18 protein-coding genes and 2 pseudogenes are annotated in these 23,449 nt (G+C 60.2%); 11 read left to right on the top strand and 9 right to left on the bottom strand.

Translation table 11 applies throughout. The annotated features are described in order from the left end of the window. Positions 1 to 187: 187 nt before the first annotated feature. The 5 genes and pseudogenes from FRZ40_RS01155 to FRZ40_RS44880 form a co-directional block, all read right to left on the bottom strand. Positions 188 to 1,042: an SGNH/GDSL hydrolase family protein gene (locus FRZ40_RS01155; protein ID WP_240057046.1), complete on the bottom strand. Its 855-nt coding sequence runs from the start codon at positions 1,040 to 1,042 to the stop codon at positions 188 to 190. Between the two features lie 532 nt (positions 1,043 to 1,574). Further along, positions 1,575 to 3,417, bottom strand: a pseudogene (locus tag FRZ40_RS01150) (carbamoyltransferase family protein). A 49-nt stretch (positions 3,418 to 3,466) separates the two neighbouring features. Continuing rightward, a complete protein-coding gene (locus FRZ40_RS01145) occupies positions 3,467 to 5,662 on the bottom strand; it encodes an iron-containing redox enzyme family protein (protein ID WP_147233026.1) in 2,196 nt (731 codons plus the stop codon). Between the two features lie 99 nt (positions 5,663 to 5,761). Next, entirely contained in the window at positions 5,762 to 5,962 is a 201-nt protein-coding gene (locus tag FRZ40_RS01140; protein WP_147233025.1) for a hypothetical protein, read from the bottom strand. A 1,082-nt stretch (positions 5,963 to 7,044) separates the two neighbouring features. Then, entirely contained in the window at positions 7,045 to 7,725 is a 681-nt protein-coding gene (locus FRZ40_RS44880; RefSeq protein ID WP_240057176.1) for a beta family protein, read from the bottom strand. On the opposite strand from FRZ40_RS44880, the pseudogene FRZ40_RS01130 reads away from it, so the two are divergent. Beyond that, positions 7,666 to 8,316, top strand: a pseudogene (locus tag FRZ40_RS01130) (IS30 family transposase); the annotation flags it as partial. The gene FRZ40_RS44880 and the pseudogene FRZ40_RS01130 overlap by 60 nt on opposite strands. 185 nt (positions 8,317 to 8,501) lie before the next feature. On the opposite strand, the gene FRZ40_RS01125 reads toward FRZ40_RS01130, so the two are convergent. From FRZ40_RS01125 to acs, 3 genes are all read right to left on the bottom strand, one after another. Then, complete coding sequence (locus FRZ40_RS01125) at positions 8,502 to 10,520, bottom strand: sodium:solute symporter family protein (RefSeq protein WP_028369746.1); 2,019 nt, start codon at positions 10,518 to 10,520, stop codon at positions 8,502 to 8,504. Continuing rightward, positions 10,517 to 10,882 (bottom strand): DUF4212 domain-containing protein, encoded by a 366-nt coding sequence (locus FRZ40_RS01120; protein WP_028369745.1) that lies wholly within the window; start codon positions 10,880 to 10,882, stop codon positions 10,517 to 10,519. The genes FRZ40_RS01125 and FRZ40_RS01120 overlap by 4 nt, the downstream gene beginning before the upstream one ends. A gap of 166 nt (positions 10,883 to 11,048) precedes the next feature. Continuing rightward, on the bottom strand, positions 11,049 to 13,031 hold the full coding sequence (gene acs, locus FRZ40_RS01115; protein WP_028369744.1) for an acetate--CoA ligase: 1,983 nt from the start codon (positions 13,029 to 13,031) through the stop codon (positions 11,049 to 11,051). Positions 13,032 to 13,411: 380 nt separating this feature from the next. Here acs and FRZ40_RS01110 point away from each other — a divergent pair, with 380 nt between their 5' ends. From FRZ40_RS01110 to FRZ40_RS01070, 9 genes are all read left to right on the top strand, one after another. Then, the gene (locus FRZ40_RS01110) at positions 13,412 to 14,311 is read left to right on the top strand and encodes a DMT family transporter (protein ID WP_147233023.1); all 900 of its coding nucleotides are present in this window, start codon (positions 13,412 to 13,414) and stop codon (positions 14,309 to 14,311) included. Between the two features lie 233 nt (positions 14,312 to 14,544). Then, positions 14,545 to 15,162 carry a TIGR00645 family protein gene (locus FRZ40_RS01105; protein WP_035543255.1) on the top strand — a complete coding sequence of 206 codons (618 nt, stop codon included), beginning with the start codon at positions 14,545 to 14,547 and terminating at the stop codon, positions 15,160 to 15,162. Between the two features lie 57 nt (positions 15,163 to 15,219). Beyond that, positions 15,220 to 16,743 (top strand): fumarate hydratase, encoded by a 1,524-nt coding sequence (locus FRZ40_RS01100; protein WP_147233022.1) that lies wholly within the window; start codon positions 15,220 to 15,222, stop codon positions 16,741 to 16,743. A 169-nt stretch (positions 16,744 to 16,912) separates the two neighbouring features. Beyond that, positions 16,913 to 17,389, top strand: a complete 477-nt coding sequence (bfr, locus tag FRZ40_RS01095) for a bacterioferritin (protein WP_028369741.1) — start codon at positions 16,913 to 16,915, stop codon at positions 17,387 to 17,389. Positions 17,390 to 17,485: 96 nt separating this feature from the next. Further along, on the top strand, positions 17,486 to 18,406 hold the full coding sequence (murI, locus tag FRZ40_RS01090; protein ID WP_035543253.1) for a glutamate racemase: 921 nt from the start codon (positions 17,486 to 17,488) through the stop codon (positions 18,404 to 18,406). A 228-nt stretch (positions 18,407 to 18,634) separates the two neighbouring features. Further along, a complete protein-coding gene (locus FRZ40_RS01085; protein ID WP_028369739.1) occupies positions 18,635 to 18,871 on the top strand; it encodes a (2Fe-2S)-binding protein in 237 nt (78 codons plus the stop codon). Positions 18,872 to 19,124: 253 nt separating this feature from the next. Then, the gene (locus FRZ40_RS01080; RefSeq protein ID WP_147234743.1) at positions 19,125 to 19,859 is read left to right on the top strand and encodes an energy transducer TonB; all 735 of its coding nucleotides are present in this window, start codon (positions 19,125 to 19,127) and stop codon (positions 19,857 to 19,859) included. A gap of 36 nt (positions 19,860 to 19,895) precedes the next feature. Continuing rightward, complete coding sequence (locus tag FRZ40_RS01075) at positions 19,896 to 20,627, top strand: MotA/TolQ/ExbB proton channel family protein (RefSeq protein ID WP_028369736.1); 732 nt, start codon at positions 19,896 to 19,898, stop codon at positions 20,625 to 20,627. 16 nt (positions 20,628 to 20,643) lie between these two features. Continuing rightward, positions 20,644 to 21,063, top strand: coding sequence for an ExbD/TolR family protein (locus FRZ40_RS01070; RefSeq protein ID WP_028369735.1), 420 nt, complete (start codon positions 20,644 to 20,646; stop codon positions 21,061 to 21,063). A 400-nt stretch (positions 21,064 to 21,463) separates the two neighbouring features. On the opposite strand, the gene FRZ40_RS01065 is transcribed toward FRZ40_RS01070, so the two are convergent. Beyond that, positions 21,464 to 22,444, bottom strand: a complete 981-nt coding sequence (locus tag FRZ40_RS01065; RefSeq protein WP_147233021.1) for a LysR family transcriptional regulator — start codon at positions 22,442 to 22,444, stop codon at positions 21,464 to 21,466. Positions 22,445 to 22,566: 122 nt separating this feature from the next. On the opposite strand from FRZ40_RS01065, the gene FRZ40_RS01060 reads away from it, so the two are divergent. After that, positions 22,567 to 23,439, top strand: a complete 873-nt coding sequence (locus tag FRZ40_RS01060; RefSeq protein ID WP_147233020.1) for a pirin family protein — start codon at positions 22,567 to 22,569, stop codon at positions 23,437 to 23,439. Positions 23,440 to 23,449: the final 10 nt, after the last annotated feature.

Below are 23,449 nucleotides of genomic sequence, written 5' to 3'. Positions count from 1 at the left end.
CAACTGGGTACACTCGGACACGCGCGTCGGTTCTCTTCGAACTCCGTTCAACGGAGCGGGTAGATCGAACTTTCCTGCTTCTTTCTTTTCTTCCTGAACAGTTTGCGAAGCAACGCGGCGATGATCGCCAGCGGACCTGATTTTTTCTGTTTCATGGGGTCGCCCCGGTTAAAAAATTGACAGGTATTTACAGCACGTTTCGCGCGATTAGTCGCGCCACTTCGTCATAGCCCTTATCGTTGAAGTGCACGCGATCAACGAACAGATAGTTGTCGATAAGCGGCGAGTCGCGGAGCATCACGTTCATGTCCGCAAATCTGATCTTCCGGTCTTCGCATGCCTGACGGATGCCGCTCGCGAACGGCGCGTGAATCTCCTTGCCAAGGATGTTCGCGAATAGCCTCCAGAAATTGTTTGGGCAACTGTCGATTGCATGAAAAATTTCTTCCTCGTCTAACGTCAGGTAGTCGCGTGTCCAGAACGACATCGGCTGCAGCACGAAGCTGAGCTTCGCGCTCGTTCCCGCAAGTAGCTGCTGCCACTGCTTCATCGCGTTCGAAACGACCCAAGCACCTCGCTTTACGCGCGTATCGGTGTCTGTGCTGTCGTCCGTGATCACGACGTCGGCTGGGTTATCTTCTTCCAGCAGCTTGCTGAAGTACCGTGAAATGAAGTTTTTCTCCCGACCATCGAGTGCTGATGCGTACGTCCGCTTACGCCGCTTCAGGTCGTCGTTGTACCGATTCATGTAGTGCGGGTACTCAAACGAGTAGTAGTAGCGCCCATGATCGGTCGCAAGCTCGTCCGGCTGCCCCTCGAGCGCGAGTGTGTTGATGCCACTAAGAACGACGACGTGATTGATCTGCTCGAACCGATGTTGGTGCATCATGAACATCAGCACCTCCTGTACGGCGTTGTAGCCACGCCCGCTGAAATTCAGCCACGGTTCGTCCGTCCATGCGGACAGGCGAGAAGCGACCGTGGACGCATCGGCGGTCGCGCCCGTGCCGAGCGCGGTCGATCCCCCAACGAGTAGATTCACTGCGCGTCCTTTGGGCAGATTCCCGACGCTAACGTCGCGCGCATCGCCATATGTGCTAAGCCGAAACCCCAGCTCGTCCGTGTTGATAACGTCGGATCGGTAGTTCTTGTGATGGAAAAACATCGTGTATGGCAGCCACCGAACGCCGAGATACATGAACTCGTCGTACTCTCGTATCTGTGGCGTAAGCCGGTAAACCTCGCGTACAGCCTCATCGTGTGTCAATGCGCGCCGGTTCATTCGATCTCCGAAATCTCGTGGTCAAGAATTGCGGGTGGTGAACTGCTCCACACCACGACGCCCCTCACACCCGTAGTTCGGGTGAGATGCCTGGAGCACTCGGAAATAAGTTGCCGCTCGATCGTCACGACGCAGACGCAGACGCAGCTTATCGGAGACGATTCGCGTACACATACCCGCAGGTACAACGACGAGGAAATACAGTAGAGACAGCACGAACAGAAGCAAATAATTTAAGAACGGTCTCATGAATAGTCCAATCTATTGGGATTTGCGAAAAAGTACCCACCATCTAGTCGAGGGCGAATTGCGTGCGCCAGTCGCCCTCCTCCTCGAGGGCTGGCTGATCTGCCTTGCGCAGCAGATAGTTACCGACGACGAGGAAGTCCATCTGTGTACGCATAAAACAGACGTACGCGTTCGACGGCGTCTCAACGATGGGTTCACCCCGAACATTGAACGACGTATTAACGAGGATCGGGCAGTCTGTCTTCCGATAAAATGCTTCAAGCAATTGTCGAAAGCGTGGGTTCGAATCCTTACCGACCGTCTGTACTCGCGCCGAGTAGTCGACGTGGGTAACGGCCGGGATTGTCGAGCGCACGCAATTGAGCAAATCAATGCCGGTCAGCGCTTGCTCTGCTTGTGTGATGACCCTACGATGCGCGTTCTGTATGCCGACAACGAATAGCATGTAAGGACTGTCGACATCGAGCTCGAACCAGTTGTGTGCGTGTTCCGCGAGCACGGCAGGCGCGAAGGGCCGAAACGATTCGCGGTTCTTGATCTTCAGATTCATCACGCTTTGCATCGTCTGATTGCGCGCGTCACCGAGGATAGAGCGCGCGCCGAGCGCGCGCGGGCCAAACTCCATACGCCCCTGGAACCAGCCGACGACGTTGCCTTGCGCGAGCAAATTCGCGACGCAATCAGGCAGTTCTGCGTCACTCAACTTCTCGTACACCGCGCCGTGTGCATTGAGTGCAACCTCGATCTCTGCATTGCTGTATGACGTGCCGAGCAATGTCGATTGCATCCGGTCCGAAGAGCCCACCGTTCGAGCGCCTCCGAATTGCAAATGCCAGCCAGCGAGCGCCGCGCCGAGAGCCCCGCCAGCGTCACCCGCTGCCGGCTGAACCCAGATTCGATCGAACACGCGCTCGCCGAGCAGCTTACCGTTCGCTACGCAATTGAGCGCGACGCCGCCCGCAAGACACAGGTTGCGCTGCCCTGTCTGCCTTCGCAGTGATCGGCCAATCCGCAACATTGCCTCCTCCAGCACGCGCTGAACCGACGCGGCGAGATCAAATTCGCGCTTTGTAATAACGCCTTCCGGCTCGCGGCGCGGGCCTCCAAAAAAGTTCGGCAAACTTGTCAGTGACCATGCAGTCGCCGACAGCGTAGTCAAAATACGCCATGTTCAGCCAAAAACTACCGTCCGGCTTCAAGTCGATAAGGTTGTCGACGATCTTGTCGTAGTAGATAGGCTCCCCGTATGGAGCAAGCCCCATAAGCTTGTACTCGCCGGAGTCGACCTTGAAGCCACAGAAATACGTTACCGCCGAATACAGCAAGCCGAGTGAATGGGGAAAGCGAATTTCCCAAGCCGGATGTAACTCGTTGCGCCTACCAATCCATGCACTCGTTGTTGCCCACTCACCGACGCCGTCGACACAGAGCACGGCGGCATCAGCAAACGAACTCGGGAAGAATGCTGCAGACGCGTGCGAGACATGATGATCAACGTAGTGGATCGGCGGCATTAGGGATGATTTGCCGAACGCCGTTTGCAGTTCTCGACGAATCAACCGCTTAACGTAAAGCTTGCGCGTAACCCATTCAGGCACATCGGAAATGAACGATGCATACCCGCGCGGACCGAAGCCGAAGTATGTCGACACAATTCGATCGAATTTCTTGACGGGATTCTCGTAGTAGAACAAACCTCGGACTTCGGAAAGTGAAACGCCGGCTCGATGCAGACAGAAGCGCAACGCGTTTATTGGAAAGCTGGCGTCGTGCCGCACGCGAGTGAAGCGTTCTTCTTGTGCAGCGGCAACAATTTCCCCGTCCCAAACAATCGCGACGGCGCTGTCGTGATAGCCGAACGAAATGCCAATAACGTGTGAATTCACTCTCAGGTCCTTGTTCGGTAGTGCATGTGACAGCAACGGCGTGGGTGCTTCAAACGGGGTAAGTAGGTTTCGCGAACAACTCTTTCCAAGTTCGCCGTGGTATCGCAAGCGCGCAGAATCCCGTCCACACGCGTCGCCATAGGACATCGACCGCCGCCCCATTCGCAGTCGACAGCGCCGCGTCCAGGTGGAGCTCAATCGCCTCAAGTGCCATCGCGGAATGGCCAGTCGACACATTGTCGATCGTGTTATGCAGATCCACGAAACTTGTGTCAAACCGATAATGGCGCAACTCATCGCGCGCGGTGCGGTACGCACCGCCGACACCTGAAAGTTCCATCGCGAGATTTAGTCCGAGCGTCTCCGGTAAGAAGCGACGCGGAAACTGCGAGATAGACAGCCAGAACGCGGGTACTTCGAACGACTCGTCGAGAAACAAATCACTCTCAGCAAACGCACGCGTCCGAAAGTCGGGTAGTTCGACATCCATCTGCCGCATCAGGTCCCGATATATGTTCGCGTGATTGAGGAGCGGGTCACCATTGCCGATCTCGTCGGAGAAGATTTTCCATAGGAGCATGCCGACATTCGTATCGACGTGGCTCGCATTCGTCCATCGCTGCACCCAACCGCCGTCGACCAAGATCATCGGGCAGAGTTGGACTGCCTCGTCAATCACCTGCTCTCGCGACTTGTCGATCTTGTGAGTCGGCCCCGCGTAAGACCGTGCTTGCAGCAACGCCTTGTTTTCGAACCAGCCGCGCAGCCTCTCACGCGTGTACCGCAAGAACGGAATCGCATTCGGCCCACGTTCTGAGAGTGCGAACGAGCGAGCGAGCCACGTCTCAGCGAACACGCCCGCATCGTCGAATACATCCGGATAAGCTTCGTGATTGAGCATCCGGTGATAGAGCTCACGTGCGCCGACCTGCTTCGCCCGCGAGTGGCGAGCATTGCCCGGGTGGGGGTCCTGTTCAATGAACCGAGACTGTGCGATGCTGCATGCCCAAGCGCTGGCCTCACCGGCACAGGTGACGGTGATATTCGCACTGAGCTCCGCTCCAGCGCTGCACGAATCGGCGCGCAGCGATGCGATCCACGCACGTATTACGGCAATTTCCTGTTCGGAAAAGACACGGAACATCGGCCCGCCAAACGCCGTAAGACGGGTGAGCAGCAGACTCTCGTCGGGCTTACCAGGTACGATCCAACGTGAGTGCGCAAGATCCTCCACGAAATGCTCTGGATCCTTCACTACATATTCGTCGAACGGATGATCGGCTAGCTTAAGCCGATTGTGATATCCGACCGCGAAGCGCGACTTTCGACGTATCACCTCGATCATCCCGACCGTTGGATCAAGCAGTCGGCTCTGAATGTGGCACGCAGTTTCGTCTTGCCACGCATCGAGTAAGTTCATCGAGGTCCAGAGACCCAGCGCGACACGCGATGCGATTTTCGATGTATTCTCCACCGCACTGTCAAGCGCAATGCCGATTGCCCGTTCAATATGCCCATGCGCGTTAATTCGCGATGCATCGTGCCGCGCGAGCATGTATGGGTGCGCGTGCAACGCTTCGTTTTGAGAAAGTGCAGCGTCGACAAGCGGCGAAACGGGCACACATAATTCGAAGAGTGCGCTACCGAGAATCTCCGGCGTGCTACTCATCGGAAACAATGACAATGCTAGGCGGTAGGCGGCGAGTGTGTACGACGCAGGAGTTACGTTCGCGCGAGCGATGAAGGTCGGTGATTCTATCTTCGGCAGATACTGGCCGGTGCACTCCAGCAATTGTCGATACAGCGCACTGTGATTGTCTGCGAACGAAAACCCACCAATATGCCATGCGTGTGCCGCGTGTGTATGCGCGGCGATAGGCTCGTGGCAATTTGCAGCATTCGCAATATTCTGCAGCACGGAGCCAGGAGCCAGCCCAATGGGAGCATACTGTTCGGTGACGAACCGCGCGACGACATCACGATCGGCATCTCTAATGGATATCGATCTTTTCGATTGCCAGTCGACTGCCCAAGTTGTCAGCTTGTTGACCAGCCACTCAGCATCATCGACATCAAATTCCGAATCGCGCACTTTGGACTGGCATGTATCTCGGTACGCAGCGTGCACAGATTCAACAAATTCTCGCGACGCTTCACGCGTTTCGGCATGGCCCTGCTCGAGATTCAATATGCGATGAAACAGCTCAGAACAATCTGGAAGATCTTTTATATTGATCTTAGTCATCTCAACAATAGCTATCCTAAATACGAAATTCGCAAGATCGCTTTTATCGAACTTTGGAAGAATATTCCAACATGAAAGCGCCCGATCGGAAGGATAGCCTCACCCCATAAATGCAGCGAACCCACTAAACGGGTGAGTAGACTGATCACTTTCAAGGACGAACGGATGCAGAGCTATTGCATTGGCAACATACGAGATGGACGAATTTGAGTGCATGGTCGCCGTCATTTCACCATCTCGACCATCTTTAAATCCGCATTCATCAAATTGAACCAGCGGGTTCCATTGCCTATCAATCACGGTTTGTATCCATAAAAGTCAACAACTAGAACGTGTGCACCCTGCGCCCGACCCAACTACACTTTTTCAATGCGTGTATTTCGAAGCCTTTGCTGCCGGGCTCCTAACTACGCGACTGCCAGTAGCCGTGTTTGCTCCAAGGTGTCGCCACGTTATGATTGGACCCTTTATTTTTTTTGGGATAAACCTACCATCTAGATAGCTTGTAAAGAGATATCAGTGTGGTAACGCGATGCGTAGATCTCGACTGCTTGCTGCCCGCCGCCTATTTGATAAGGAAAGTTCAATAATATGAGGACAGGCCTTAGCCCTACGCCGTGTCAGAGGTGGCAGCAAACAACGCGTGATAGAAAAGGTCTTCCACGCCGCAGCGAACTTGTAGTCGCCAATAGGACTGAAGGTCGTGTGCAATACACGAAAATTGACAATGAGGAGTGTTTTGGTCCGAACGTGGCATCTCCGTCCTACACCCAGTTCGCGGGCGTGGAGATCGAGACCTTGCAGCATGTTGGCAAGATAAGCAGACGTCTCATACGACTTGGTCCTCGTGCGCCCATTTGCGATCTGATCGGGCTCCCACGAAGCTCGTGGCGCAGGTGACCGCGAATTTTTGATCTCGACGTCATCTGCCAGACGGTGCAACCCCGCCCTTGAGAACTACTGCGCCAGATCGCACGAATAAGGGAAACCTCGTGACATGCTGAAGTGGCGTCCTGGCATAGACGCCACTGTCACGGCTTGAGCGCGGGACCGGCCCTGACCTGACCTATGCTAATGGCGGGTTGCAAGGCCCGAGAAGTCGAGCGGCATCGATGCCGTTTCAACTTCCTGTTCTTCACGAGCCGGTTCGCGGACGAATTGAAGTTCATCCAGTTCCATCGACGCGTCCATCGCGAGCCACGCCCGCCGGCCCGGGGCGCCCATCAATGCGATTCAGCCAATGGACCACTCCGGACGGACGTAGGTGCCAAGGAGCGCCAGAAACGAAAAGCCCGCATGGGGCGGGCTTTGGACGTCTTTGAGAGGTATTTTTCAACTGAGTTTGTCGAAAAGCATGAAATCCTTCTCTGCCGGATCGACGATCAACCGATTGTCCGTGCTTCGACTGCGGAAATTTGCGTTTGATGCTCGAATATCTCTGCGAGCACAGCGTGGATGTGATGATTTGAATCGATGCCAATCCATTGAGTTGGACCGCCCATGTATGCCGATTCGGGATCGGCAGCCACAGTGACCGTCCGGTCGCCCCAGCTAAAGGCAGCGCCCATATAGTGGCCTGATGAAGCGAGGAGTCGCGAAAGCGCTTTTTGTTGCAATCCGAGTCGTTCAAGTTGCTTCGACCGACCGCGTAAGATGAAGAACTGGTTTGCGATTGTGTAGCGAATTTTGCCGTTGTTGTGTTTTGAAATTATGCCGTCCATTGCGGCCGGGTTTCGTATGCCATAGTCACCGTAGATAATCCCAGGATCGTTTCTAGCGCGCTGCATTGCTTTCCACACGAGCATTTCAATCCGATGGATGGTCCCGACATGGTCAGGCTCGTCGACGGCTTCGTTCACGAAGGCCGGCATCGATCCCCCTGCGACCACTATCCGGTGGTATCCCAGTTGCTTAAGATAGTCGACAGCAAAATTCGCTTTCTCAAGAACCTCGGGAACACTAGCTTTCGTCAAGTCACCAAAGTCAATTAAGACGTAACAGTTATCTACGCCCACCCGTATGGGGAACTGCGTCGCCAGCTCATCGCCTGCCTGCGCCACCATCGCAGCGATCGCATGCCACGAAGTCGAGGCAAGGACCGACGCGGCCAGATCCCCGATAGGCTCAGCATTCACATGCGCCCGCCTGAGGTGGATGATCGCGTGATGCCGGGGCACTGGGAAGGCGACTTCATCAAGGGCGCCAATAATGCTTCTGCCGTTGGCGTACTGGTCGAACGCTCCAGTCGCCTCGTGCTGCTTGCCCGGACGGACGATGCGACGGCTGACTCGGCATTTGCGGGCTTCTCTGCCAAACTGAATTCCATCGCCGCGCCGCTACGGCAGAGCCTGACGTACGATCAGGGCAAGGAAATGGCGTGTCACGACAAACTCGCCGCTGCGACCGGCGTAAAGGCCTATTTCTGCGACCCTCACAGCCCCGGGCAGCGCGGCACGTGCGAGAACACCAACGGTCTGCTACGCCAGTATCTGCCCAAGGGCACGGATCTCTCCGTCTACAGCCAGGATGACCTTGACGCCATCGCCGACAGCCTCAACGGTCGACCTCGCGCCACACACGCATTTCACTCGCCGTTCGAAGTCTTCTCGACCATGCTCGCACTTGCTTCTCGCCCCGATACTTCTGTCCACTGAACTTTGTGTTGCACTTCAAATTTGAAAACTCGCTCATATACACAGTCTTAAGCCTACCCATTATTGTAAGTGGGAGACTGTGTCCGGATCTTCAGGGGGCCGCTCCACTTACTTCCTCTCTGACAAATTTTGTAAGCGCCGTAGTGCAAACACCGGCAACACCAGTCCCCCCAAAGAGCCGCCCCTCACGGATGCCGTATATAGTCCACCAGCGCCCGCGTATAAGCATCCGGTTTCCGGTCCACGAGACTCACGAGCACCGCCACCAGAAATCCCGCCGGCACGCCGAATACACCTGAGCTGATCGGCTCGATGCCGAACCATCTCGGCCCGACGAAGCCCGTCAGTTGCGTGAAGAACGGATACGTCGACACGATGTACCAGATACACACGACAAGCCCCGCCACCATCCCCGCCACTGCACCGAGCCGCGTCGTGCGCTTCCAGAACACGCCGAGCACGAGCACGGGAAACAGACTCGACGCCGCCAGCGAAAACGCCGCGCCCACCAAAAACAGGATGTTCCCCGCATTCAGCGACGCCACATACGACGCAAACAGCGCGACGCCGAGCAGCAGAATCTTCGAGACGGTCACGCGCTTCTGGCTCGACGCTTCGGGATCGACCATGTGGTAGTAGACATCGTGCGAAAGCGCGTTGGCGATCGTCAGCAGCAATCCATCGGCTGTCGATAGCGCCGCCGCCAGCGCGCCCGCCGCGATCAACCCCGACATCACATAGGGCAGCCCCGCGATTTCCGGCGCGGCGAGCACCACCATGTCGGGCTGCATCTGGATCTCGCTCCAGCGCACGATGCCGTCGCCGTTTACATCGGCGATGCTGATCAGGTACGGCTCGACGCGCCGCCATTGCATCACCCATTGCGGCAACTCTGAAAAACGGTGTCCGACGAGATTCGACAGGATCTCGTACTTGATCAGCACCGCGAGCACGGGCACGGTCAGATAGAACAGCGCGACGAAGAACAGCGTCCAGCCGACCGAACGCCGCGCCGACGCCACCGACGTCGTCGTGTTGTAGCGCGTGAGAATGTGCGGCAGGCTCGCCGTTCCCAGCGACAGACAGAGCAGCAATGAAAGAAAATTGCGCTGATGCAGCCGCCGCTCGTCCTCGTTTGCGGCGGGAAACGGCTCGTGCATCGGCACGGGCGATGCCGCGCGCTGCATCATCTCGTCGCGCTGCTGCGCCCACACGATCTGCGCCATCGCGGGATCGCGCGGAAAGCGTGCGATGCGTCGTTCGAGATCGGCGATCTCGCGCAACGGTCCGTTGTGCCGCCGCAGATCGTCGATCTGTGCGGTCAGGCGGCTCTTCTCGTCGATGAACGACTGCGGCAGGCTGTCGATCTGCGTCTGCATCAACGCGGCGCGCATCCGGTAGTCGTCGCGTACCGCCTGCTCCGACGGCGCATCGCGCACGCTGCGCTCGAGCGGCTCGATGCGCTCCATCAACCGGCCATAGCTCAGTTGCGGCACCCAGCCGAGACCGTCCTTGTGCGCGATCATCGACACGGGAATCAGAAACGCGACAATCAGGATGATGTACTGCGCGACCTGCGTCCACGTCACCGCGCGCATGCCGCCGAGAAACGAGCACACCAGAATGCCCGCAAGCCCGCAGAAGATGCCGATCGCGAAGTCGACGCCGATGAAGCGCGTTGCAATCAGGCCGACGCCCTGAATCTGCGCGACCAGATAGACGAACGAGCACAGGATCGCCGACAACGCGGCAAGGCCGCGCACCGCGTTGCTCGAAAAGCGCGTGCCGAGAAAATCGGGAATCGTGTAGCGCGCCAGCTTGCGCACATACGGCGCGAGCAGGAACGCGACGAGGCAGTAGCCGCCCGTCCAGCCCATCATGTAGGCGAGGCCGTCGTAGCCCGTCGCATACAGGCTGCCTGCCAGCCCGATGAACGACGCCGCCGACAGCCAGTCTGCCGCCGTCGCCATGCCGTTGAATGCCGACGGCACGCGCCGCCCCGCCACGTAGTATTCGACGAGATCCGACGTGCGCGACAGCAGGCCGATCACGGCATACACGGCGATGGGAACGAACAGGAATACGTAGCCGATCCACGTACCCGGCCCGCTCGCCGCCTCGATGCGCCATAGCAGATAGATGAACGCGAAGAAGCCCAGCGTGTAAAGCGAATACGAACGGATCAGCCGATGCGCGAGTTTCATCGGTCGGCGGCGCGCTCGGAGAAGTCGTTTTGCGCGCTCGCTTCGAGCACGCGCTGGAGCTGCGCATCGGCACGCTGCATCAGCACGATGTACACGGCGATCAGCACGAGGTACACAAGTATCGCGCCCTGCGCGCCCATGTAGAACGGCAGACTGAAGCCCGCGAAGCGCGCCTGCACGAGGCTACGCGCGATCAGCGGCACGACGAACGACACGACGAAGCCGATCACCATCAACGTAGCGATCAACGCGATGTTGAAGCGCCAGTAGCGCGCGTGCGCGCGCGCCATTGCCTCCGTCACGGGCGGAGGTTCGGGTAGGGGATTGATCGTGTGTCGTGAGGTGTGGTGTGGCGCGGCCATGCGCCTGTTTATCAAAAACGCGTTGCATCGGCAATCGGGGTTGTCCGCGCAACGATTCGCTTGCGGCCGGATTGCGGCCGCATTGCAGCCCTCAGACTCGAAATGTAAAACGGCGCATCCCAGGTGGATGCGCCGTCTTCTTCAACGCCTCACGCGCAGCTCGAACTCAACGCGACTCGCCCAGCTGATCGAGAATCGCGGGATTCTCGAGCGTCGACACATCCTGCGTGATCTCTTCGCCCTTCGCAAGCGAGCGCAACAGACGCCGCATGATCTTGCCCGAACGCGTCTTCGGCAGATTGTCGCCGAAACGGATGTCCTTCGGCTTCGCAATCGGGCCGATTTCCTTGCCGACCCAGTTGCGCAGATCCGCCGCGATCTTCGCGGCCTCTTCGCCTTCGGGACGCGCGCGCTTGAGCACGACGAACGCGCACACGGCTTCACCCGTCGTGTCGTCGGGACGGCCGACCACGGCCGCTTCCGCGACGAGCGGATTCGCAACCAGCGCCGACTCGATCTCCATCGTGCCCAGACGGTGGCCCGACACGTTCAGCACGTCGTCGATACGGCCCATGATCGTGAAGTAGCCGGTCTCCTTGTCGCGCACCGAGCCGTCGCCCGCGAGATAGAGCTTGCCGCCCAGCTCTTCGGGGAAGTAGCTCTTCCTGAAGCGCTCGGGATCGCCCCAGATCGTGCGGATCATCGACGGCCACGGACGCTTGACGACGAGAATACCGCCCTGCCCGTTCGGCACGTCCTGCCCCGTTTCATCGACGATGGCGGCCATGATGCCCGGCAGCGCCAGCGTGCACGAACCCGGCACGAGCGGCGTCGCGCCCGGCAGCGGCGTGATCATGTGGCCGCCCGTTTCCGTCTGCCACCACGTATCGACGATCGGGCAACGCGAACCGCCCACGTTTTCGTAGTACCACACCCAGGCTTCGGGATTGATCGGCTCGCCGACCGTGCCGATGATGCGCAGCGACGACAGATCGTAGCTTTTCGGATGCACCTTCGCGTCGGCTTCGGCTGCCTTGATCAGCGAACGGATCGCCGTCGGCGCCGTATAGAACACGCTGACCTTGTGCTTCTGGATCATGTCCCAGAAGCGGCCCGCGTTCGGATACGTGGGCACGCCTTCGAACACGACCTGCGTGCCGCCGAGCGCGAGCGGGCCATACGTGATGTAGCTGTGACCCGTGACCCAGCCGATGTCGGCCGTGCACCAGAAAACATCCGTCGGCTTCCAGTCGAAGGTCCACTTCATCGTCTGCGCGGCCCACAGCAGATAGCCGCCCGTGCTGTGCTGCACGCCCTTCGGCTTGCCCGTCGAGCCCGACGTGTAGAGGATGAAGAGCGGATGCTCGGCGCCGACCCATTCAGGCGGGCATTGATCCGATTCGCTCGCGGTGATTTCGTGCATCCACAGATCGCGTTGATCGTCCCAGCCGATCTTGCCGCCCGTGCGCTTGTACACGATCACGCTCTTCACGGCCTCGCAGCCGCCCATCGCGAGCGCTTCGTCGGCGATGTTCTTCAGCGGCAGCGCCTTGCCGCCGCGCATCTGTTCGTCCGACGTGATCAGCGCGACGGCGCCCACGTCGACGAGACGTTCGTTCAGCGACTTCGACGAAAAGCCGCCGAACACGACCGAGTGCGTTGCGCCGATACGCGCGCATGCCTGCATTGCGACGACGCCTTCGACCGACATCGGCATATAGATGACGACGCGATCGCCCTTCTTGATGCCACGTTTTTTCAGCGCATTCGCGAAGCGCGACACGCGCTGCAGCATGTCGTTGTACGTGACGTTGGTGACGGTGCCGTCGTCGGCTTCGAAGATGATCGCGACGCGTTCGCCATTGCCCGCTTCGACATGCCGGTCGATGCTGTTGTACGACGCGTTCAGTTCGCCGTCGTCGTACCACTTGTAGAAAGGCGCATTCGATTCGTCGAGCACCTTCGTGAAGGGCTTCTTCCAGCTGAGCGTCTCGCGCGCCAGCCTGCCCCAGAAGCCTTCGTAATCGCGCTCCGCCTCGGCGACGAGCGCTTGGTACGCGTCCATGCCGGACACAGTTGCCTGCGCCGTCACTTCGGCCGAAGGTTGAAACACGCGGCGTTCCTGAAGAACCGATTCAATCGCAGACATCGACTACCCCTTGGTGAAGATGAAACGTCAATCCTTGCCGGAGCGCTCGCGATGCAGGCTTTGACAAGCGCGGCGCGTCGCTCCATGTCGTGTAGTGGCGCCGCGTCTATGTGCCTGCGGCGTGTCTCCCACCCTCGTGCTCAATGGCATGAGCACGCATCAGCTTCGATCACTTCCCACGATAAGCGTTGCAACTTACCGCGTACTTACGTGCGGGCCGAGAGCTTTATAGGCGAAAACACCAGGTTTCCACGACTCGCGGTGCAGTGCGATGCAAGCATGTCGCAAGGCTTGCGCCCGCTTTGCTGACGTCTGGCCCGCTTTGCACCGTTGTTAGCGCCCTCTTACAATGCTAACTGAACTCGCCGCATGGATTCCAGTTGAACCGCTATTCCCTGTTCCTCATCGCCGCGATGCTGCTCGTCGGCAGCAACGTCGGGATCGGCAAGTCGATTGTCGCGTTCGTTCCCGTTCCGCTCTTCGCCCTCTTGCGCTTCGTGATCGCGATGGCCGTGCTGTGGCCGCTGCTGCGCATTGTCAAGCTGCGCCGCGTCAAAAAGGGCGAATGGCTCAATCTGTTCCTGCAGGCACTGTTCGGCACATTCGGGTTTACGCTGCTGATGCTCAACGGCGTGCATCGCACGAGCGCCGTCGCGGCGGGCGTCATCACGAGCACGATACCCGCTGTCGTCGCGCTATTCTCGTGGCTCTTCCTCAAGGAAAGACCCGATGGACGCGCACTCGCTTCGATTGCGCTCGCGATCGCCGGCGTCGTCGTGATCAATCTGGCGCACACCGATCAGAGCACTGGCGCACCCAGCGAAAGCTCGTTCGCCGGCAACCTGATGGTGCTCGGCGCCGTCTGCTGCGAGTCGCTCTATGTCATCCTGTCGCGCCGGCTCACGCAGACACTCGCGCCCATCGACATCTGCGCGTACACGCATCTGTTTGGCTTGCTGCTGATGCTGCCGCTCGGCGTATCGTCTCTGTTCGCGTTCCACTACGCGAGCGTCCCCGTCAGCGTCTGGGCGCTGGTGCTCTGGTATGGACTGTCGGCGAGCATCTTCTCGTTCTGGCTGTGGATGAAGGGCATTCGCCACGTGCCGGGCAGTCTGGCGGGCGTGTTCAGCGCGGTGCTGCCCGTTGCGGCCGCTCTCTACGGGATCGTGTTTCTCGGCGAGCGGCCGACGCTCGCGCATGGCGTCGCGCTTGCCTGCGTGGTCGCGGGCATCGCGCTCGCCAGCCTGAAGGCGCGGCGCGTGCCGCCCGTGGCGTCGTAGCGTGAATTGTGCGTTGGCGAACGCCCCTGCGCGGCTCGGCACGGCTGTCACGGATCACGCTGTACAATAACGCGCCCAGCGCGCTCCGCCGGCCGGTTTCGTCCGCGCCGCCTGATCGACGGCCGTTCGCTTTGCGCGTGACCCGCCGTTGTCGATGCGAGCGCGTCCGTGCCCGCTGTCATTCGCCCGCTGTCATCCGTTATCACGAAGCGCCAACACTACGCCGAACACCCATGTCCGCTCCGCGCCCCTCTTCGCCTGGCCAGCCACGCCGCATGCGGCTTCTGCCTTCCGTGATCTTCATGAGCCGCTGGCTGCAGGTGCCGCTGTATCTCGGTCTGATCGTCGCGCAAGGCGTGTACGTCGTGCTGTTCCTCAAGGAAGTGTGGCACCTCGTCACCCATTCGATGTCGCTCGACGAAGTCAACATCATGCTCGTCGTTCTCGGCCTGATCGACGTAGTGATGATCTCGAACCTGCTGATCATGGTGATCGTCGGCGGGTATGAAACGTTTGTCTCGCGGCTCGGCGTGGAAGGCCATCCCGACGAGCCCGAATGGCTCGACCATGTGAACGCGGGCGTGCTGAAAGTAAAGCTGTCGATGGCGCTGATCAGCATTTCGTCGATCCATCTGCTGAAGACCTTCATCAACCCCGATCAGCACACGATGCACGCCGTGATGTGGCAGGTGATCATCCACATCGCGTTCCTCGTGTCCGCGCTGGTGATGGCGTTCGTCGACCGGCTCACCACGCACACGCATCCGCAGCATTTTCACGAGCCCGAGGTGCGCCGCGCCGCGGCGCCGCGTGTCGATACAACGATTTCCAACTCCCCTGAAGGCGCATGAGCGACTCTCGTCGAGCAGTCGCCATAACAAACGCCACAATGCCCCACTGAGCTAGCCATGACCGTCATCAAACAGGAAGACCTGATTCAGAGTATTGCGGACTCGCTGCAGTACATCAGCTATTACCACCCGCTCGACTACATCGAGGCGCTCGGCCGCGCGTACGAGCTCGAAGAGAGCCCGGCCGCGAAGGACGCCATTGCGCAGATCCTGACGAACAGCCGCATGTGCGCGGAAGGCAAGCGCCCGATCTGCCAGGACACGGGCATCGTCACGGTGTTCGTGAAGGTCGGCATGGACGTGCGCTGGGACGGCGCGACGATGGGCGTCACCGACATGATCAACGAAGGCGTGCGCCGCGGTTACCTGAACCCGGACAACGTGCTGCGCGCATCGATCGTGTCGCCGCCCGAAGGCGGCCGCAAGAACACGAAGGACAACACGCCTGCCGTGATCCACTACGAGATCGTGCCGGGCAACACCGTTGACGTTCAGGTCGCGGCCAAGGGCGGCGGCTCGGAGAACAAGTCGAAGTTCGCGATGCTGAACCCGTCGGATTCGATCGTCGACTGGATCCTGAAGACCGTGCCGACGATGGGCGCAGGCTGGTGCCCGCCCGGCATGCTCGGCATCGGCATCGGCGGCACGGCTGAGAAGGCGATGGTCATGGCGAAGGAATCGCTGATGGACCCGATCGACATTCAGGACGTCATCGCGCGCGGCCCGAAGGACTGGATCGAAGAACTGCGCGTCGAACTGCACGAGAAGGTCAACGCGCTCGGTATCGGCGCGCAAGGCCTGGGCGGTCTCGCCACCGTGCTCGACGTGAAGATCATGGCCGCGCCGACGCACGCCGCGTCCAAGCCGATCGCGATCATCCCGAACTGCGCGGCGACGCGCCACGCGCACTTCACGCTCGACGGCTCCGGCGTCGCGAAGCTCACGCCGCCGCCGCTCGACGCATGGCCGAAAGTCACGTGGCAGCCGAACACGGAAACCAGCAAGCGCGTCGACCTGAACACGCTGACGCCGGAAGAAGTCGCCTCGTGGACGCCGGGCCAGACGCTGCTGCTGTCGGGCAAGATGCTGACGGGCCGCGACGCCGCGCACAAGCGCATCGCCGACATGCTCGCGAAGGGTGAAAAGCTGCCCGTCGACTTCACCAACCGCGTGATCTACTACGTCGGCCCGGTCGACCCGGTGCGCGACGAAGCCGTCGGCCCGGCAGGCCCGACCACGGCGACGCGCATGGACAAGTTCACTGAAACGATGCTCGCGCAGACCGGCTTGATCTCGATGATCGGCAAGGCCGAGCGCGGACCCGTCGCGATCGAGGCGATCAAGAAGCACAAGGCCGCGTATCTGATGGCCGTGGGCGGCGCAGCGTACCTCGTGTCGAAGGCGATCCGCAGCGCGAAGGTGCTCGCGTTCGAAGACCTCGGCATGGAAGCGATCTATGAATTCGACGTTCAGGACATGCCCGTGACGGTCGCCGTCGATTCGAACGGCACGTCGGTTCACCAGACGGGACCGAAGGAATGGCAGGCAAAGATCGGCAAGATTCCTGTCGCGACTGCCTGAAGATTTGTTTTGTTTTGAAGAAGCCGGGACGTTATAGTCCCGGCTTTTTTATCGTTCACGCGAAATACAATTAAATTGCGCGAATGATTCTCAACAACCATATTCGTCCTTGGCTTTTGGTTTTTAGGCGTTTATTGTTGTTGAAAACCCGCACTAACAAGGAAAGATCATGCAAGGCGATAAAAAGGTCATCGAATATCTGAACGCCCAGTTGAAGAACGAACTGACCGCGATCAACCAGTATTTTCTGCACGCGCGGATGTACAAGCACTGGGGTCTCGAGAAGCTCGGCAAGCATGAATACGACGAATCGATCGGCGAAATGAAGCACGCTGACATGTTGATCGAGCGCATTTTCATGCTCGACGGCCTGCCGAATCTGCAAGACCTGCACAAGCTGCTAATCGGCGAAGAAACCAAAGAAATCCTCGAGTGCGATCTGAAGCTCGAACAGATTTCACAGGGCACGTGTAAAGAAGCGATCGCCTATTGCGAGTCGGTGCGCGATTTTATTTCGCGGGAAATCTTCACGACGATTCTCGACGACACGGAAGAACATATCGACTGGCTGGAAACGCAAATCGACCTGATCGACAAGGTCGGCATCCAGAACTACCAGCAATCGGCGATGGGTTCGCCGGAATAATAAGACTCACGGCAAGCAGGAAGCGTCCCGAGTCCTGCTACACTTCTGCGATCCGATCCGCGCAACGTTCAAGCAGCGCTGCGCGGATTTTCTTATATGGCTTCCGTTGAAACCATGATCGCTTCGTCCCCCGCCTCCACCGTGTCCAGCGCGTCCGCTTCGCTGCCGCCGCTTTCCACGCTCGATCCGCGCGCGCCCGTCGGCATTTTCGATTCGGGTCTGGGCGGGTTGTCGGTGTTGCGCGCGGTTCGCTCGCAACTGCCGGACGAAGCGCTCGTCTACGTCGCGGATTCGCTCTACGCGCCGTACGGCGAGCGCGACGACGATTTCATCGCCGACCGCACGCTGGCGATCGGCGAATGGCTCGTCGCGCAGGGCGCGAAGGCGCTCGTGGTCGCGTGCAATACGGCGACCGCGCAGTCGATCGCGCTGGTGCGGGAAAAATTGCCAATTCAGCTGATTGGCGTCGAACCGGGCGTGAAACCCGCGGCGCAGCAGTCGAAGTCGCGCGTGGCGGGCGTCCTCGCGACCCGCGTCACGCTGCGCAGCGCGCGCTTCCAGGGGTTGCTCGAGCGCTACGCCAGCGATTGCCGCTTTCTCTGCCAGCCCGGCCTCGGACTCGTCGAAGCCGTGGAGCGTTGCGACATCGAATCGCCCGAACTGCGCGCGCTGCTCGCCGGCTACATCCAGCCGATGCTCGACGCAGGCGCCGATACGCTGGTGCTCGGCTGCACGCACTACCCCTTTCTCGACGCGGCGATCCGCGACATCGCGGGCGACCGGCTGACACTGATCGACACGAGCATCGCCATCGCCCGGCAACTGGAACGCGTGCTGGACCAGCAAGGGCTGCGTTCGCCGGCGCGCGACACCGCGCCGCAGCCGCGTTTCTGCTCGACCAGCGACGGCGCACATCTGAAACAGCTGACTGCCACGCTGCTCGATATCGACGCGCCCGTCGAGCGCGTGCACATTCCGTCGCGCCGGACGCTCGCGCAGGATTCCCACGCCGCCTGAGGCCGCTTACACGGCAATTCCGCCAAGTCGTCTTGATCCGCGTATGCCGCTGGAATCACGGCTCGCCGAGCGGCAACGGCATTGGACACAGGGTCACCGCGCCCTTATTTCCCGGTTGAAACCCTTCTAACAGGCTGGTTTTGTTACAAAAATTTGTCTGGGAGGCTTGCCAAACCGACCAAACAAAATGATAATAATTCGCATTAACGTTAGCTATCGCGAGCTGTCATGATTGTCTGCGTGTGCAAGTCTGTTTCCGACCGAAAAATCCGTGCATCGATTGCCGAAGGCATCGACACGTTCGACGAGCTGCAGTTCGAGCTGGGCGTTGCCATGTGCTGCGGCAAGTGCGAAGAGTCCGTGCGGGACGTGATGGCGCAAAGCGGCGTCTGCGCGAGCCGCTGCGGCGTCGAGCATCACACGCAAGCTGTGCCGATGACTTTCTACGAACGCAAGGCAGCCTGAAGCCGGATTCCCGGACTTCTACGCGTTTCAACGTAGCGCTTCTCAAGGCGCGCCGGTATCGGGCGCCGTAGTCCTTTTGCTTCCGCCGTCAGCAAGCCAGTCCGATACCAGCCAGCGACGCCATTCTTCGAGGAGTTCGAGATGGAATTGCTGATCGGTTTTCTGACCACCGTTTGTATCTCGCTGCTGATATTCCGAACATGACGCCGTTTCGCATGACGTGCTGCATCGACGGCGCGCCGCCACGCTGACCATGCAGGCCACGCCCTCTCTTCCCACCGGTTTCGCGCCGGAAGCTTCCGCCCGAATCAATCCGCGTATCGCCACGGCGACGGGAATCGTCATCGGACTTCACGTCATCGCGCTAGCTATCGCGTTCACGGTGCGCGAGTTGCCGACCGTGCCCGTCGAAACGCAGCGCACGATCACGGCGGAACTGCTGCCGCCGCCGGCGCCTGCCGCCGCACCCGTCGCGATCGAATCGGCCCCGCCGCCGCCAAAGCCCGTGCCCGTGCAGAAGGTCAAGCCGAAGGTGCAACCGCGCCCGACGCCCAAACCCACGCCGGCTCCGATGCCCGTCGCCCAGGCGCCGTCGCAGCACGAGATCAGCGCGCCCGAAACGGCTCCCGCACCGCCCGCGCCGACGGCTCCGGTTGCGCCCGCAGCGCCCGCCGCGCCGGCCGCGAAACCCGTGATGTCGATCACCGCGCCGAAGGACGCGTCGCATCTGAACTGCAGCATCGTCGAGCCGACGTATCCCGCCATGTCGCGCCGGCGTGGCGAGACGGGACGCGCGGTCGTCCAGTTCATTCTGTCGGCGTCCGGCCGGATCGAAAACGTCGAACTGAAAAAGAGCAGTGGCTACGATCGCCTCGACCAGGCAGCGCTCGATGCAATCCGCTCCAGTTCGTGCAAGCCCTACGTGGTCGACGGCGAGGCGACGCGCGTGCCTGCCGTCCAGCCGTTCGACTTCAGCCTGAACAACTGATCAGCTGACAAGATTTCAAAGAAAAAAGGAATTGCCATGCAGAACTACGGTATCGCCCACGTCTGGGCACAAGGGGATTTCGTCACACGCGGTATCGCGTTGGCGTTGCTGATCATGTCGGTTCTGTCGTGGAGCGTGATCGTCGTCAAGAGCTGGAACGTGATGCGCCTGAACCGCCTGACGAAGAACGCCGAAAAGGCCTTCTGGCATTCAGACGACTTTGTCGACGGCGTGAAGAAGCTCGGCCGCGACACCTCGTCGCCCGCTGAAAACCCGTTCCTCGCGCTCGCGCTGTCGGGCCAGGAAGCCGCCGATCACCATCATCAGACACAACCGCATCTGCACGACCGCATGGACGTGTCGGACTGGGTCACGCGCTGCCTGAAGGACACGATGGACGAAAGCGTCGCGCGCATGCAGGCCGGTCTCGCGATTCTCGCGTCGATCGGTAGCACGGCGCCGTTCGTCGGCCTGTTCGGCACGGTGTGGGGTATCTATCACGCGCTGCTGACGATCGGCGCGACGGGCCAGTCGTCGATCGACCAGGTTGCCGGCCCCGTCGGCGAAGCGCTGATCATGACGGCCTTCGGTCTGTTCGTCGCTATTCCCGCTGTACTCGGCTACAACGCGCTGACGCGCGCCAACAAGGGCATCGTCAGCAAGCTGAACCGCTTTGCTCACGGCCTCCATGCGTTCTTCGTCACGGGCGCGCGCCTGTCGTCGTCGAAACGCGGAGACGGTCTTCGGCTCGCGACCCGCGCCAACTAACTAGCGAGGCACAGCGATGGCAATGAGCCCTTTCGCCGGCGACGAAGACGACGGCCTCATGAACGAAATCAACATGACGCCGCTTGTCGACGTCATGTTGGTTCTCCTGATCGTGTTCATGGTGACGATCCCCGTGATCCGCCATGCGGTGAAGATCGACCTGCCGCACGCGAGCAGCCAGAAGGAAGACACGAAGCCCGCGCAGGTGACGGTGTCGATCGACGCCGACGGCAACCTGCTGTGGGACGAGCAGAAAATTTCCGACGAGACGCTGCAGGCGAAAATCGCCGCGGCCGCCCAGCAAAATCCGCAGCCCGAACTGCATCTGAGCGCGGATCGCAAGGTCGCGTACGAGAAGGTCGCGGAGGTGATGTCAGCTGCACAGGCAGGCGGTCTGACCAAGATCGGCTTCGTCACGCAGCCGAAGGCGCACTGAGCGCGCGCCGCTCTCGTCCACTCGAAAAAGCCCCGTTTTTTCAGGGTTCAAAGTAAAAGGCCTTCATCGTCGGATGAAGGCCTTTTTTCATGCGCACTCGGCGCCTTCGGGCGGCGGGATCATTTTCCGTCGCTTCTGCTCTGGATCTGATCACCGCATGCGAATGCCGTGGTCGACACGGACAACGCTGTCAGCCCTATCAGGCCTACTATCAAAGCGGCCGTGATTTTTCGCATAGGACGCTCCTTAGCGAAGGGATTTCAATATAAGCCTGCGAGCTTCTTCGTACAAGCCCGCAGCCATTGAAAGTATCCATCGCCGGCCGCGCTTAAATGGCAAAAACGATATTCCGCTCCTTCTGCAATACGCGTGCGCGACATGCGCATCGCCACGCGATGCATCACGCGACCGCGGCCTTCAGCCTAAACGCCTTCGCCTCGCGCTCCGGACATTCCTGCTGGATATGCTTGCCCGTATCGGGATCGAGCATCTCGACGAGATAGTCGACGAAGGTCCGCACGGCAGGCACCATGCCCAGGCGCGACAGAAACACGGCGTACAGCTGCGGCGACGGCAGCGTCCAGCCGGGCATCACGGGCGACAGGCGCCCGCTGCGCAGCGCGGCGCCGTACATCATCTCCGGCAGCGCCGCGATGCCGACACCCGCGAGCACGGCCTCCGTGACCGTCATCAGATCGGCCGACACGAGGCGCGGTTCGTGCTCGTGCGCGTGACGCGTACCGTCGGGCGCGATCAGGTGATACACGTGGCGGCCGTCGCCCGTAGGCGTGTCGAGCGTTTCGAAGCGGCTCAGATCGGCGGGCTCGAGGGGCGGAGCATTCTGGCTCAGGAGGCTCGGCGCGCCGACCAGCATCTGCTGCGTGCGCCACAGCGGCCGCACGACGATATTCGCGTTTTCGGGCGGCTCGGAGCGCACACGCAGCGCGACGTCGATCGAATCCTCGAACAGATCGACGACGCGATTCGTCACGCGCATCACGACGCGCACTTCCGGATACCGATGCATGAACTCCGGCAGGATCTGCGACATGATGGTCTGCGAGATCGTCACGGGCACGCTCACGCGCACGGTGCCGCGCGGCGACGCCCGCAGCTGCTGGACGACGTTGACGGCCGCCTGCGCCTCGGACAGCATCGCCTGACAGTGCTGGTAGAAGAGCTGGCCGGCTTCCGTGAGCGCGAGCTTGCGCGTCGAGCGCTGCAGCAGGCGCACGCCCAGCGAAGCCTCCAGCTCCGTCAGCCTGCGCGACAGGCGCGACTTCGAAATGCCGAGCACGCGTTCGGCGGCGGAAAACCCGCCGTGTTCGACGACCTGCGAGAAGTACATCAGGTCGTTCAGGTTGTGCGAGTCGATCTTCATGTCATCGTTTCACTAGCAGAACAATCCATTGCGACAGAGGGCCTGTTATGCCCAAAAACGGTCCATATAATAGCTCTATGTTTCAGAAATAACGCTATTCCCCATTTTTCGAGGTGATTTTGATGAGCGCGACCCGCACGATCGAACGCACGTATCCGTCCGTACGCACGGTTGAGGGCGGCGGTTTCGTCGTCCACCGGCCGTTTCCGACCCGCATGCTGATGGACTTCGACCCGTTTCTGCTGCTCGACGAAATGGGCCCCGTCGACTATGCGCCCGGCGAGGCGAAAGGCGCGCCCGATCATCCGCATCGCGGCTTCGAAACGGTCACGTACGTGCTCGAGGGCGAGTTCGGCCACAAGGATTCGGCAGGCCATTCGGGCACGCTGCGCGCGGGCGATGTGCAATGGATGACGGCGGGCGCGGGCGTCGTGCATAGCGAAATGCCCGATCCGTCGTTCGTCGCGACGGGTGGCCGCGTGCACGGCCTGCAATTGTGGGTGAACCTGCCGAAGCGCGACAAGATGATCGCGCCGCGTTACCAGGAAATGCCGTCGGCGGGCATTCCCGTCGCGACCTCCGACGACGGCAAGGTACGCGTGAAAGTGATCGCGGGCGAAGCGCTCGGCGTGAAGGCCGCGATCGAAACGCGCACGCCCATTCTGTACCAGCATTTCACACTGCAGCCGGGCGCACGGATCGTGCATCCCGTGCCGCGCGACTATCGCGTGTTTGCATATGGCTTGTCGGGAACGGGCTTTTATAGCGACGAGCGGCTGGAAATCGGACCGCAGCAGATGATCGTGTTCGACAACGACGGCGACACCGTGACGATCGCGGCGGGCGACGAGCAGATCGACGTGTTGCTGTTCGGCGGCGTGCCGCTGAACGAGCCCGTCGTGCGTTATGGCCCGTTCGTGATGAATACGGAAGATGAAATCCGTCAGGCCGTCATCGATTATCAGGCTGGCCGCATGGGGCAGATCACGCACTGAAGTCCCCGCG

It is taken from the genome of Paraburkholderia azotifigens, from assembly GCF_007995085.1.
GTDB classification, from domain to species: domain Bacteria; phylum Pseudomonadota; class Gammaproteobacteria; order Burkholderiales; family Burkholderiaceae; genus Paraburkholderia; species Paraburkholderia azotifigens.
The sequence above is the reverse complement of the archived record's forward strand: the minus strand, read 5'-3'. Positions and strand labels throughout refer to the sequence as shown.